This is a genomic window from Sorangium sp. So ce367 (assembly GCF_051520455.1).
Classification (GTDB): Bacteria; Myxococcota_A; Polyangia; order Polyangiales; family Polyangiaceae; genus Sorangium; species Sorangium cellulosum_B.
On sequence record NZ_CP150334.1, the window covers coordinates 3,508,853 to 3,522,317 of the forward strand.

The window sequence follows — 13,465 nt, forward strand, 5'->3', positions numbered from 1 at the left end:
CGGATCGCTCGGGAGGTCGGGCGCCGGACTGGCCAGACGTCTGGCGGTCCCCTGGCCAGGCGTCTGCCCGCCCCGTCACCGCACCGACGTCAGCCCGGACGCCGCGCCGCCGCGCGGGCTGCGCGGGCCGCCGCCGCGTCGTCGACCGCGAGCGCCTCCTCGGCGACGGCGGCGAGATCGGCGAACGAGGCGCCGGCGAGCGCGTCCTCCACCGCGTCGAACGCGGAGGCGCACATGCTGAGGCGCGTGATCCCGAGCCCGACGAGGAGCGGCGCGACGCCGGGATCGCCGGCGGCCTCGCCGCACACCGAGACCGGCCGCTTCGCGGCGTGCCCCGCCTCCACCACCCCGCGCACGAGCCGCAGCACGGCCGGGTGCGCCGGATCCGCGAGCGCGTGCAGCCGCGGGTGACCGCGCTCGGCCGCCAGCGTGTGCTGCGTCAGATCGTTGGTCCCGATGCTGAAGAAGTCGGCCTGGCGCGCGAGGCGCTCCGCCATGAGCGCCGCCGACGGCACCTCGACCATGATGCCCGTGGCCACGGGCCAGCGGTGCGCCGCGCCCGTCGCCGCGAGCGTCGCGTGCGCGCGCTCCAGCGCGGCGCGCACGGCGCTCACCTCCGCGGCGGTCGAGACCATCGGGACCAGCACCCGGATGTCATGGCCGCGCCCCGCGACCAGGATCGCCCGGAGCTGCGCCTCGAGCAGCGCCGGCCGCGCGAGGGAGAGGCGGACGCCGCGGACTCCCAGGCTGGGGTTCGTCTCGGCGTCGAGATCGAGGTACGGCAGCGCCTTGTCCCCGCCGGCGTCGAGCGTGCGGACCACGATGGGAGCGCCGGCGAACTCGGCGAAGATCTCCGCGAGCAGCTCCGCCTGCTCGTCCTCGCCAGGCTCGTCCACGCGGTCCAGGAACAGCATCTCGGTGCGCAGGAGCCCGATCCCGAGGGCGCCAGCCTCGCGCGCGGCGCGCGCGTCCGAGGGGCCAGCCACGTTCGCCCAGAGCTCGACCTCGCGGCCGCAGGCGAGGCGTAACCGGCCGTCCCGGGCGCCTGGCGGTCGCCGTGACGCGCGGAGGGCCGTCTGTCGCCGCTCGATCTCGATCGTGGTCTCGGGATCCGGGTCGAGCCACACCTCGCCGGTCACCCCGTCGAGGCCGGCTCGCGCGCCGCCCGCGTCCGGCACCAGCGCCGCGGCCCCGGCGACCGCGGGGATGCCGGCGCTCCGCAGCAGGATGGCCGCGTGCGAGGTGGGACCGCCGCGCCGGTCGATGACGCCGAGCACCCGCCTCGTATCGAGCCGCGCGGCCTCCGACGGCGTGAGGTCCTCGACCACGACGACGGCCGGCGGCCCGTCGGGCAGCACCGCCGCGGCGCCGCCGAGCAGGGCGCGCACCACGGCGTCGCCCACGTCGTGGACGTCGGCCTCGCGCGCCCGCAGGTACGGATCGTCGAGCCGCCGGTAGATCGCGGCCGCCGCGTGGATCGCCTGGCGGAAGGCCCAGGCGGCGTTGCAGCGCTCCCGCTCGATCCGGGCGATCGCCTCGTCGACGAGCGCCGGGTCGCAGAGCAGCGCCTGATGGGCGTCGAGGATGTCGGTGCCGCGCAGCGCGCTGCCGAGGTCCTGCGCCGCCAGAACGAGCGCCCGCCGCAGCCGCTCGGCCTCGGCTGCAGGGTCGTCGACCGTGGTCTCGGGGACCTCCGGCATCGACCGCACCAGCCGGACCATGGGGCCGATCGCGACGCCGGGCGCGACGGGGATCGCGTGGCACGACGCGGGGGGCGCCGCAGGCGCGGCCGCCGGCGCGTCGCGCTGCAGGAGCGCAGCGAGCGCGTCGACCGCCTCGACCGCCTGCCGCCCGGTCGCGCGCAAGCGCAGCACGTCGCCCCGGCGCGCCCCGAGGGACGCGAGCGCGATCAGGCTCGAGGCCGGCACCGGACCGCGCGCGGCCGTCACGTTCTCCAGGGTGATCGCCGCGTCGAAGGCCACCGCGCGCGTGATGAGCCGCGCGGCGGGGCGGGCGTGCAGGCCGCCCGGATCGGCGATCGCGAGCTCGACCGCCGCGACCGCCGCGGCCGCATCGGTCGCGGCCACCGCCGCCAGCGCGGCCGCATCGGTCGCCGCCACCGCCGCCGCGGGGCGCTCCGCCTCGCCGAGCTGCTCGGCCTTCGGAACGAGCGCCTGCCGCGCCTCCGCGGCGACCTGATCGAGCGTGCCGCCCGCCGCAGCCCGCACGGCCGCCGCGACCGCCCCTTCCACGATCGGCCCGCCGGAGAGGCGCGTGCGCGCGGCGATGGCCGGATCGATGAGCTCGAGCGCCGTCTCGGCGCTCAGGATCGCGCCGCCGATGTCCATCAGCACGACGGCGCCGGCCGGTCCGCAGACGCGCTCGATCGCCGCGGCGATCGCGGTCGCGTCGGTGCCGAGCTCCGCGCCGCCGTCGCCCGCGCCCGCCGCGCACGCGATGGCGACCGCCTCGCCGGTCATCTGGCGGGCCAGCGCCTCGGTGGCCTCGGCGAGCTGCCGGCTGTGCGAGACCAGGACGAGCCCGACGCGGCCCGCCGCCCCGCTCATACGCCTGCCGTCGCGGCCAGGCTCCGCAGCAAGAGCGAACACGACGTGGCGCCGGGGTCCTGGTGCCCAGCGCTGCGCTCACCGAGGTAGCTCGCCCGGCCCTTGCGGGCGATGAGCGGCACGGTCGCGAGCGCGCCGGCCTGCGCCGCCTCGGCGGCGCTAGCGAGCCCGTCCATGAGCGCGGAGCGCGCCGGGTCGCCCGTGGGCGCCGGCGTGCTCAGCGCGGCCTTGAGCGCGTCGACCGCAGGGGAGAGCGCGTCGACCATCGTCTTGTCGCCGGGCGACGCCTTGCCTCGCCGCTTCACGCCGTCGAGGCCCGCCTCGAGGCACCCGGTCAGGGCCGCGAGATCGAGCGCCGCGGCGCCGGCCGCCCGCTGGCCCGCGTCGCGGAACAGCGTGCCGTAGAGCGGGCCGCTCGCCCCGCCGACGGTCGACAGCAAGATCATCCCGACGCCCTTCAGCAGCGCGCCGACGTCGCCGTGATCGAGGCCGCCGAGCCGGGCGCGCACCGCCGTGAAGCCGCGCGCCATGTTGACGCCGTGGTCGCTGTCGCCGATCGCCGCGTCGAGCTCGGTCAGGAGCACCTTCTCGCGCTCCATGACGTCGGCCGCGCGCTCGATCCACGCCGCGATGTGCGCGCCGTTCAAGGCGTCCATGGCTCAGGTCCCCCAGCGCAGCGCCGGCGTGTGCACCGGCGCGTCCCACCAGCGGAGCATCTCGTCGTCGAGCTTGAGCAGGGTCACCGACGCGCCGGCCATCTCGAGCGACGTGATGTACGACCCCACGAGGCTGCGCGCGACCTTGAGGCCGCGGCCCTGCGCGATCGCGCGCGCCTTGCGGTACAGGACGTAGAGCTCGAGGAGCGGCGTCCCGCCCATGCCGTTGACGAACAGCAGCACGTCGTCGCCCGGCTCGAACGGCAGGTCGTCGAGGATCGGCTGCATCAGGATCTCGGCCACCCGGTCGGCCGGCTCCAGCTTGGCCCGCCGCCGGCCGGGCTCACCGTGGATGCCGGTGCCGACCTCCATCTCGCCAGGGCCGAGCTCGAACGACGGCTTGCCGGCGTGCGGCACCGTGCAGGCGGAGAGCGCGACCCCCATGCTGCGGCCGCGCGCGTTGACCCGTCGGCCGAGCGCCGCCACCTCCTCGAGCGGGCGGCCCGCCTCGGCGGCGCCGCCGCAGATCTTCTCGACGAGGACGGTCGTCCCCACGCCGCGCCGTCCGGCCGTGTACAGGCTGTCCTCGACCGCCACGTCGTCGTTCACGAGCACGCCCTCCACCGGGATTCCCGCCTCGCGCGCGAGCTCGGCGGCCATCTCGAAGTTCATCACGTCACCGGTGTAGTTCTTGATGATGTGGAGCACGCCGGCGTCGCCGTCGACTGCCCGCGTCGCTTCGAAGATCTGGTCGGGCGTCGGGCTCGTGAACACGGCGCCGGGGCAGGCGGCGTCGAGCATGCCGCGCCCGACGAACCCGGCGTGCAGCGGCTCGTGCCCGCTGCCGCCGCCGGAGAGGAGCGCGACCTTGCCCTTGCCCTTCGCCTCCGCGCGCGTGACGAAGCGCGGCGCGGCGTTCACCCGGAGGAGCTCGGCGTGCGCGAGCGCCATCCCCTCGAGCGCCTCATCGACGAGATCGTCCGGCGCATTGATGAGCTTCTTCATCCTGCCTCCGCTCCGTACCCGTTCGGCCCGCGCGCAGGATATCCCCATGCCATTGCCCGCCGCGAGAGGAGATCTTCGGCCCGCGCCGTCCTATGATGAGGTCGCCGTGGATCGAATCGCCCCCACGCTCCGCCCTCCTGGCCGTCCGGCAGGCTTCCAGCGCTGGAGAGAGCTGCTCTTCCTGCACTGGGAGACGCCGATCGCCGCGCTGCGCGCCGTCGTGCCGCCTGCGCTCGAACTCGACACCTTCGAGGGCAGGGCCTACGTCGGCGTCGTCGCCTTCACCATGCGCGACGTCAGCCCCTGGTGGTCGCCGAGCGTGCCCGGGATCTCGAACTTCCACGAGCTCAACGTCCGCACCTACGTTCACCAGGAGGGGCGAGCGCCGGGCGTCTGGTTCTTCAGCCTGGACGCGGCCAAGGCGATCGCGGTCGTCGCGGCCCGGGTCGGCTGGCACCTGCCCTATCACTACGCCTCGATGGATCTCGAATCGAGGGACGGGGACGTCCGTTACCGCAGCGAGCGGCGCTGGCCGGGCCCCGTGCCTGCGCGCTTCGAGGCGCGCTATCGCGTCGGCGCGGCGATCGACGGCGGCGCCGCGGCGCCGGGGACCTTCGAGCACTTCCTGGCCGAGCGTTACCTGCTCTTCGCCGCGAGCGGCGGCGCGCTCAGGATCGGGCAGGTGCACCACGCGCCCTATCCGCTCCACCGGGCCGAGGTGACCCACCTCGAGGAGAGCGTCGTCGCCGCGGCCGGCCTGCCCGCCCCGGCGGGGGCGCCGCACGTGCTCTATAGCCCGGGCGTGGACGTCGACGTCTACGCGCTGACGTCCGCCGCGCCGCGCGGGTGACGCCGCCGCGCCGCGGCCGCGCGTCAATGCCTCGTGAGCCAGTGGATGACCTGGGACTCGAGGCCCGGCGCCGCCCCGAACCCGAGGCTCAGCGTCCGCGGGAAGCCCACGTGCCCGCCGTGGCGGAGCCACTGCACGTCGAGCAGCGGCGAGCGCGGGCAGGCCTCGATCGCCGGCCGCACCGTGTCGAGGGGCACCATCGGGTCGGCCTCCGCCGCGACGATCAGCGACGGGACGGCGATGTCGCGGAGGCGCGGGGCGGCGCTCTCGCTCGCGTAGTAGGCCTCCGCGCTCTGGTAGCCGAAGCGTCGCGTCATGATGCGCCGGTCCCATTCGCGGATCGTGCGAATGGCGAGCGCCTCGTCGAGGGGCACGGGCACGGCGCGGCGCGAGGCGATGGCGGTGTACATCTCCTTCAGCCCGGCCATCACGTGCCTGCGGTAAACCCACCGTTCGGGCTGATCGATGGCGGCCACGGCTCGCTCCAGGTCGAGCGGCGGGCAGACGGCCGCCACGGCCTGGACGCGCCCGTCGAGCGAGCCCGACGCCGCGTAACGGAGGGCGATATGCCCGCCCAGCGAGTAGCCGAGCACGAGCACGCGCTCGTACCGGTCGAGCTCGGGGGAGGTGATGGCGGCGTGGAGATCGGAGAACAGGCCAGCGTGGTAGATGTCGTCTCCGTCGCCCCCGGCGCCGCGCAGGTTGATGCGCAGGCAGGCGAGCCCGGCGCGCTCGGCCCTCAGGGCGGCCTCGACCACATAATAACTCTCGCTGGTGCCGCCGAGCCCGTGGACGACGACGAGGATCGAGCCCGCGCCTTCTCGGTGGCGGATCCTGCCGAGCAACCGGACGGGCCCGGCAGGAGTCTCATCGACGTGGATCGAGAAGGGGGAAGACGGAGCGAGCCGCGGGGCGCGAATCTGATGCTTGAGCCAGGGAGCGACCGTCCAGAAGTGGCCGTGGAGGATGCGCTGCATCATCCCGTTCGTAACACGGGCGACGCAGCGTTTCTATTTCACCCGCTCGCTCAGCGACACACGACCTCCGACGAGCCGCTGCAATCGTTCCGGCACACGTCGCAGTGGGCGCACTGGAGCATCGCTTCGTAGAGGTCCGCGCTGGCCGGGTCTGCCGTCCTGCAGGCCGCCTTGCAGGCGGCCGTGTCGCACGTACGGAAGCAGCTGACGTACTCCATGCACGGGATGCTGTCCGTGCACGCCGAGAGCTCGTCGGCGCAGCTGGTCTCGAGCGCGCACCGGGTGCACCCCGAGCTGCCGTCGCCGCAGGTGCCCGAGTTGTCGCATACAGGCGGCGGGACGGCCCGCTTCACGTTGAGCGTGAACGCGCCATCGCTGGTGTCGGTCGAGCCGTCCACCACGACCACGACGGTCTGACCCGCCGCGAGCGTCACCGTGACCTCCGACTGCTCGACGTCCGTGTCGTCGTTGCACGCGAGCTGAGCCCCCCTGCAGGTCGCGTCGTGCACGTGGAGCATCGTGTCGAACGCCGATCCGAACGTATCGAAGGTGTAGTCGCCGGCGACCGGCGCCGTGAACGCGTATCCCGCGTCGGGGCTGCTCGATTGGCGGCAGGCCGTCGTCACGGTCGGCCGCACGCTGTTGGGTCGGCCGATCGTGCTGCCGGTGATCGTCTGCGGCACCGACGAGGCGAGGGTCCCCGCCGGGCAGCTCGGCGCGCTCGCACGCGTCACGCTCAGCTCGAAGGTGCCCGCCTGGCCCTCCGCGCCGTCGACCACGATGTAGACGGTCTGGCCCATGGCCAGGTCGGCCGTGATGACCGCGCTCGGGTCGGCGCTGCACGCGATCTCGGAGCACCCCGTCGCGTCGAGGAGGGCGAGGACGACGCTGTAGCCGGAGTTCGTGCTGTCGAACGAGTAGACGCCCGCGGTCGCGGCGGTGAACGAGTAGATGCGCTCGCCCGAGCTCGTGGCGGAGCACGTCGGGGAATACGTGTTCGCCTGGCCCGCGGTCGTGCCGTTGACGATCTGCGGCACGGCGCTGCCGAGATCGTTGCCCGGGCTCACCGTGCACGCGCACGCCCCGGACTGGCAGACCTGCGAGTCGTTGCACGCGGCGCCGCACTCGCCGCAGTGATCGGCGCTGGTCTGGAGGTCGACGCAGACCTCGACGCCGTTGCAGGCCGTGAGCCCGGAGCCGCAGCCGTCCTGGCATTCGCCGGCGACGCACGTCTGGTCGTCCGTGCACGCGGTGCCGCACGCGCCGCAATTCCCGGCGTCGTTCTGGAGGTTGACGCAGGCGCCGTTGCAGTCGGTGAGCCCCGTCGAGCACTCGCCGTCCTGGCACTCGCCAGACTCGCAGGTCTGGCCGTCCGTGCACGCGGCGTCGCACTCGCCGCAGTTGTCCGGATCGGACGCGACGTCGACGCACGTGCCGCCGCAGTCGGTGCGCCCCGCGGGGCAGCTGCCCTCGTCCTGGCACTCGCCGGCCTCGCAGGTCTGCCCCTCCTCGCAGGCGTTGTTACAGCGGCCGCAGTTCGCCTCGTCGCTCTGGGGGTCGACGCAGCTGTCGCCGCACGCCGCGAGGCCGTCGTCGCACGCGGCCACGGCCACGCACTCGCCGTCGCGGCAGGTCTGATCGCTGTCGCACGCCACGCCGCACGCGCCGCAGTGGCTCGTGCTCGTGCCCGTGTTGATACAGATGCCGTCGCACTCCGTCTCCGGCGCGACGCACGCGCTCGTGCTGGGGCCGCCGTCCGAACACGATGCCACGGAGGCGAGCGCCGCCGCAGCGAGCCAGAGCAGGGTATACGTCGGCGCGAGCCTGAAGCGCGATTTGAGCTTTTCCATGAACCTTCCCTCGGCAGAGTCGCCGACGACGGGGGTCGTAACGCGGAGCTACCGGGAGGATACGACGATGGCCTTCCAGGATGTCAATGCTTGCAGCCTGAATCCCGCGCGTGGATCGTCGATCGTCATCTGCGCCGGCGCGTGCGCGCGCCGTTTTGCCACCGTCGCACACCTTGACCACAGGGTGCGCTGCTCGGGCTGGCCTAGCCGCGCGTGGCCAGCCCGCGCCGGCGCTCTCCGGAGGGGAGGGCGGCAGCGCGGATTGCCCTGGCGCGGGAGGCGGTCTACGGAGGGATGGCGCGCGTGAGGGCCTGCCATGACGCAAACCGCTCCTAGCACCGACCGATTTCCCCCTCAGATCAAGTACATCATCGGAAACGAGGGGTGCGAGCGCTTCAGCTTTTACGGGATGAAGAACATCTTAACGTTCTTCATGATCAACTACATGCTCATCCACGAGCATGTGGCCAAGGCCAATTACCACCTGTTCGTGAGCGCCTGCTATTTCTTCCCGCTCCTCGGGGGATTCCTGTCCGACCGCTTCCTCGGGAAGTATCGGACGATCCTCTGGCTCTCGCTCGTCTATTGCGCGGGGCACGCGTGCCTCGCGGTCTTCGAGAGCCGTCCGGCCGGCTTCTACGCGGGGCTCGCGCTCATCGCGCTCGGCTCGGGCGGCATCAAGCCCTGCGTCTCGGCGCACGTCGGTGACCAGTTCTCCGAGGAGAACAAGCACCTCGTCAAGAGCGTGTTCGCCCTCTTTTACTGGATCATCAACTTCGGCTCGTTCTTCGCGTCGGCGCTGATCCCGAAGACCCTGGAGTGGTGGGGGCCGAGGGTGGCTTTCGGGATCCCGGGCGCGCTCATGTTCATCGCGACGCTCGTGTTCTGGAGTGGGCGCGACCGGTATGTGCACGTGCCGCCGACCGGCAAGAACCCCCACTCGTTCCTCCGCGTCCTCTGGGACGCTGTCCGGGTGGGGCGCGACGCGCGTGGCAGCGCCGCGCGCGGGCACTTCCTCGACGCCGCGCTCGGCAGGCACCCGGAGGGCGCGATCGACGGCGCCAAGGCCGTCCTGCGGGTGATGACGATCTTTGCCCCCATCCCGGTGTTCTGGGCGCTGTTCGATCAGAAGGGGTCGACCTGGATCGTCCAGGCGACCCGCATGGATCTCGAGGTGCTCGGCCACAAGCTCGCTCCGTCGCAGCTCATGGCGCTGAACCCCCTCCTCGTGATGCTGATCATCCCCTTCAACACGATGATCCTCTACCCCGCGCTCGAGCGGCGCGGCGTCCGCCTCGCGGCGCTCGGCCGCATGACGGCCGGGATGGCGATCGCGGGGCTCTCGTTCGTGGCCGTCGCCGCCATCGAGCTCGCCATGACCTCGGGTGAGCGCCCGAGCGTGCTCTGGCAGGCCGGGCCGTACCTGCTCATCACGCTCGCCGAGGTGCTGGTGTCCACCACGGGCCTCGAGTTCGCCTACTCCCAGGCGCCGCGGGAGATGAAGAGCACCATCATGAGCTTCTGGAACCTCACCGTGACGGTCGGCAACCTGATCACCGCCGGCGTGGCGGCGCTCAACGTGTTCACGGGCGCGCTTCAATACCTCTTCTTCGCGGCGCTCATCCTGATCGCGGCTGTCGTCTTCGGCCTCCTCGCCCGGCGCTACGTGGTTGTCGACTACTTCCAGCGGAGGCCCCCGGGCGCGCCCGCCGCTGCGTCCTGACGCGTCGCGCCGGCTCAGCCCTCGCCGCGCCGCTCCTCGTCCTCGGGCTCGCTCGGATGCGCGGGCGGGATGCGGACCCGCACCGTGCGGATCTGCCGCGGGCTCGCGTCGACGATGTGGAGCTCCGCCCCGTCCGGGGTCGTCACGACGTCGCCGGGCGCGGGGATTCGCCGGGCGAGCCCCAGGCAGAGCCCCGCGACCGTCGACCAGCGGACGTCGTCCGGCAGCGCGATCGCGAGCTGCCGGCTGACCTCGTGGACCGGCATGTCGCCGGGCACGAGCGCCGACCCGTCCGGCTCGCGCCGGATCGTCTCTGCGTGGGGCGGGTGCGCCTCGTTCTCGGCGAAGATCTCGCCGACGAGCTCCTCGACGAGGTCCTCCATCGTGATGATGCCGATCATGCCGCCCTGCTCGTCCACGACGACGGCGAGCTGGAGCCGGCGCCGCTTCAGCTCGGCGAGGAGATCGACGGCCGGCATCGACCCGACAACGAAGTACGCCGGGCGCAGGATGCTCTCCAGCGAGAACTGCCCGTCGCCCCACAGGAGCGCCAGCACCTCCGGCATCGTGACGTAGCCGATCACGTTGTCGTTCGACCCCTCGTAGACCGGCATCCGCGTGTGGCCGTGCTCCAGCACGGCGCGCTGCACCTCCGGGGCGGCCGCGTCGCGCGGGAGCGCCACGACGCGGCCGCGGGGGAGCATCACCTGGAGCGCGGTGAGCCAGCCGAAATCGATGGCGCGGGACGCGATCTCGCCGGCGCGCTTGTCGACCGAGCCCGCCTCGGCGGCCTCGTCGACGATCTGCTGGATCTCCTCGGGGGAGAGGCGCGCCTCGACGAAGTTCGTGCGGTCGCCGAAGAGCCTCAGCACCAGGTTGGAGCTGGCGGTGAGCAGCCAGACGAGCGGGCGGGCGAGCGACGAGAGCCCGCGGAGCGGCGGGCCGACGAGCATCGCGTACCGCTCGGAGGCGCGGAGCGCGAGCGACTTCGGGACGAGCTCGCCGAGGACGAGCGACAGGAAGGAGACGAGCGCGACCACCGCGGCGAACGCGAGCTCGTCCGCCGCGTCCCCGACCCACGGCACCGCGCGGAGGACCGGCGCGAGGTCCTTCGCGAGGGTCGACCCGCCGAAGGCGCTTGCGGTTGCGCCGACGACGGTGATGCCGATCTGCACGGTGGCGAGGAAGCGCTCCGGGTTGCCCCGCAGGCGCTTCACCGCCCACGCCCGGCGGCTCCCCGACTGGACGAGCTGGTCGAGCCGCGTCTTGCGGACCGTGACGATCGCGATCTCGGCGCCCGAGAAGACGCCGTTCACGAGCACGAGGGCCAGGATGATGAGGATTTCCGAGAGAATGGCGGCTCCCTCCGCGGCGTTCCCGGGTGCAGGCATAGCGTGTCGCTCGCCCGGACGGCAGCGGCGCCGAGCCCGCGGCGCACGAAACCCAGGCGGCCGTGGCTGCAGCGTGCCGCGGGCCGTGAATTACGCTTATGATGAAATTTTCTGAAGGGATCCGCCACGCGCGGCGGCCGCCGCGCCATCACGCGCGGCCGCAGGCGCTGCGCGGAGGGCTCACGCCGCCTTGCTGGCTCGCCGGTCCCGCACCGCCTGCGCGAGCAGCTCGAGCACCGGAACGGTGTCGTTCCACCCGAGGCAGGCGTCGGTGATGCTCTGGCCGTAGGTGGGGAGCTTGCCCGGCGCGAGATCCTGCCGGCCTCCCACGAGGTGGCTCTCGATCATCACGCCGAGGATGTCCCGCGAGCCCGAGCGCAGCTGGTCGGCCAGGCTCTCGGCCACGATCCTCTGGCGCGCCGGATCCTTCTGGCTGTTGCCGTGGCTGCAGTCGACCATCAGCCGGCGCGGCAGGCCTGCCTTGGTCAGGCGGTCGGCCGCCTCGCGGACGTGCTCGGCCGCGTAGTTGGGCCCGCGCTGCGAGCCGCGCAGGATCACGTGACACGACGCGTTGCCGCGCGTCGCCACGATCGCCGAGATCCCCTGCTTCGTCACGGAGAGGAAATGGTGCGCCTCGCGCGCGGCCCGCACGGCGTCGACCGCGATCTGGACGTCGCCCTCGGTGCTGTTCTTGAAGCCGACGGGGCACGAGAGCCCGGAGGCGAGCTCGCGGTGGATCTGGCTCTCGGTCGTGCGCGCGCCGATCGCGCCCCAGGAGATGAAATCCGCGATGAACTGCGGCGAGATCGTGTCCAGGAACTCGGTCGCGCTCGCGAGCCCGAGCTCGGCGATGTCGCGGAGCAGCCCGCGGGCGACGCGGAGCCCCTTGTTGATCGAGAAGCTCCCGTCGAGGTCGGGATCGTTGATCAGCCCCTTCCAGCCGACCGTGGTGCGCGGCTTCTCGAAGTACACGCGCATGACCACGAGCAGATCGTCGCTCAGCCGGTCGCGCGCCTCCCGGAGCTGCGCGGCGTACTCCAGGGCGGCCTTGGGGTCGTGGATGGAGCAGGGGCCCACCACCACGATGATCCGGTCGTCGTCGCCCGAGATCACGCGCTCGGCGGCCTTGCGCGTGAAGGCCACGGTCTCGGAGGCCGCGGGGCTGACGGGGATCTCTTCGATAAGGATCGCGGGGGGGATCAAGGGCCTGAGCCCTGCAATACGAAGGTCGTCGGTCGAGTAGTACATCGTTGAGGCTCCAGCATAGCGCGACGACATACGCCCCGACTACCCGCGCGTGGGCCGGAGACGCTTTCTGGTCGGCGCACGGCGCCCCGTACTCCCGTATCCCGTGCGGCTTGCGATCGGCCTGAAGATTTGTCTCGCAGGCGCGGGCGGGCTATCGGGTCATGGGGGGCCGTCGGATCCGGGCTGACGCCGGCGTTCGGGCGAGCGCTGGCCCGACCGCGCTGGCGGCCTCCGCCGGTCATAAGCGCGCTGGTGAGTGTGGCCGCTCCCCGCCCGGCCGCCGCAGGAACGGGGCGCCCTTCGGCTGCGTGCGGCAGGGCGCCGCCGGCCGCTTCGTGCCCGCTGTGGTCGAGCGGACGGGTCGCTCTGCCAGCGCCGTCCGGCGTGGGGGGGGCGCCGAGCGTGCGGCGCTCGCCGAGCGCGCCGCCTCGGTGACGTCGCTCGCCGTCGGTCGCGGCGGTCGTTGCGGCCTGCGCTCTGCGCGGGGCTCCTCGAGCAGCGCGCGCAGGGACGCGAGCGCGCGCGTGCGCCACTTGTACGCCGTCGACAGCGGGATCCCGTGTTGTTCGGCGACCGTCGCCATCGGCACGCCTTCGATGTCGTGCGCGATGAGGATCTGCTGCTCCTCGGCCTGCAGCGACCTGAGCCGCGAGAGGATGAGGGAGCGCGTCTGCTCTGCGTCGATCTGCTCCTCGGCGTTCGGGCGCTCGTCGGCGACGCGGCGCGGGGCGTGGCCGGAGGACAGCTCTTCGCGCCGGTGGTGCGCGCGGTCGCGGTAGTGGGCGGCCACGTGGACCGTGATCCTGTTGAGCCACCGCTCCGGTCGCGCGCGGAGCGGGTCGTACGATGGGAAGCTCTGGTATCCGGCGAGGAACACATCCTGGAGAATGTCTCGCCGATCACGGCGTGGGACCCCGAGCCGCCTAAGCCAATTCCATACGGAGTCGTAGGTCTTCCCCCGAAAGAGCCGGACGAAGGCCCGCTGTCTATCCAGCGGCATCGACGGTGCGAGAGTGCGATGCGGTTGTCCCATGCTCGCTTAATTAGGAGGACCTGATCTCCCATCTCAAAAAAAAAGCCATCGGCTCTGAAAAATGATCTTCTGTGCGCGCCCGATCCCCTGCATCTCGCCCCCGAGCGCCAAGGACGGGAGAGCAGCGCTCGGTATGGAGCGTCTCCTGTGCAGGAGAGCAGCACT

Annotated in this window: 10 protein-coding genes; 2 read left to right on the top strand and 8 right to left on the bottom strand. The window is 72.6% G+C overall.

The genetic code is table 11. The features are described from left to right. Positions 1–89 precede the first annotated feature (89 nt). The 3 genes from ptsP to dhaK are packed head-to-tail and all read right to left on the bottom strand — an operon-like array spanning position 90 to position 4,228. Entirely contained in the window at positions 90–2,567 is a 2,478-nt protein-coding gene (ptsP, locus tag WME97_RS13570) for a phosphoenolpyruvate--protein phosphotransferase (RefSeq protein ID WP_437552318.1), read from the bottom strand. After that, positions 2,564–3,223 (bottom strand): dihydroxyacetone kinase subunit DhaL, encoded by a 660-nt coding sequence (gene dhaL, locus WME97_RS13575; RefSeq protein WP_437552319.1) that lies wholly within the window; start codon positions 3,221–3,223, stop codon positions 2,564–2,566. The genes ptsP and dhaL overlap by 4 nt, the downstream gene beginning before the upstream one ends. Before the next feature lie 3 nt (positions 3,224–3,226). Next, positions 3,227–4,228, bottom strand: coding sequence for a dihydroxyacetone kinase subunit DhaK (gene dhaK, locus WME97_RS13580; protein WP_437552320.1), 1,002 nt, complete (start codon positions 4,226–4,228; stop codon positions 3,227–3,229). A gap of 106 nt (positions 4,229–4,334) precedes the next feature. On the opposite strand from dhaK, the gene WME97_RS13585 reads away from it, so the two are divergent. After that, a complete protein-coding gene (locus WME97_RS13585; RefSeq protein WP_437552321.1) occupies positions 4,335–5,078 on the top strand; it encodes a YqjF family protein in 744 nt (247 codons plus the stop codon). A 23-nt stretch (positions 5,079–5,101) separates the two neighbouring features. Here WME97_RS13585 and WME97_RS13590 read toward each other — a convergent pair whose 3' ends face one another. Then, on the bottom strand, positions 5,102–6,058 hold the full coding sequence (locus tag WME97_RS13590) for a YheT family hydrolase (RefSeq protein ID WP_437552322.1): 957 nt from the start codon (positions 6,056–6,058) through the stop codon (positions 5,102–5,104). A 47-nt stretch (positions 6,059–6,105) separates the two neighbouring features. Next, positions 6,106–7,905: an MXAN_6577-like cysteine-rich protein gene (locus tag WME97_RS13595; protein ID WP_437552323.1), complete on the bottom strand. Its 1,800-nt coding sequence runs from the start codon at positions 7,903–7,905 to the stop codon at positions 6,106–6,108. 316 nt (positions 7,906–8,221) lie between these two features. Between WME97_RS13595 and WME97_RS13600 the strand changes: the two genes are divergently transcribed. Beyond that, on the top strand, positions 8,222–9,628 hold the full coding sequence (locus WME97_RS13600) for a POT family MFS transporter (RefSeq protein ID WP_437552324.1): 1,407 nt from the start codon (positions 8,222–8,224) through the stop codon (positions 9,626–9,628). Between the two features lie 14 nt (positions 9,629–9,642). Here WME97_RS13600 and WME97_RS13605 read toward each other — a convergent pair whose 3' ends face one another. From WME97_RS13605 to WME97_RS13615, 3 genes are all read right to left on the bottom strand, one after another. Then, positions 9,643–11,019: a hemolysin family protein gene (locus WME97_RS13605; protein WP_437552325.1), complete on the bottom strand. Its 1,377-nt coding sequence runs from the start codon at positions 11,017–11,019 to the stop codon at positions 9,643–9,645. Between the two features lie 180 nt (positions 11,020–11,199). Then, positions 11,200–12,267, bottom strand: a complete 1,068-nt coding sequence (locus tag WME97_RS13610) for a 3-deoxy-7-phosphoheptulonate synthase (protein WP_437552326.1) — start codon at positions 12,265–12,267, stop codon at positions 11,200–11,202. Between the two features lie 238 nt (positions 12,268–12,505). Beyond that, positions 12,506–13,300, bottom strand: a complete 795-nt coding sequence (locus WME97_RS13615; protein WP_437552327.1) for an RNA polymerase sigma factor — start codon at positions 13,298–13,300, stop codon at positions 12,506–12,508. Positions 13,301–13,465: the final 165 nt, after the last annotated feature.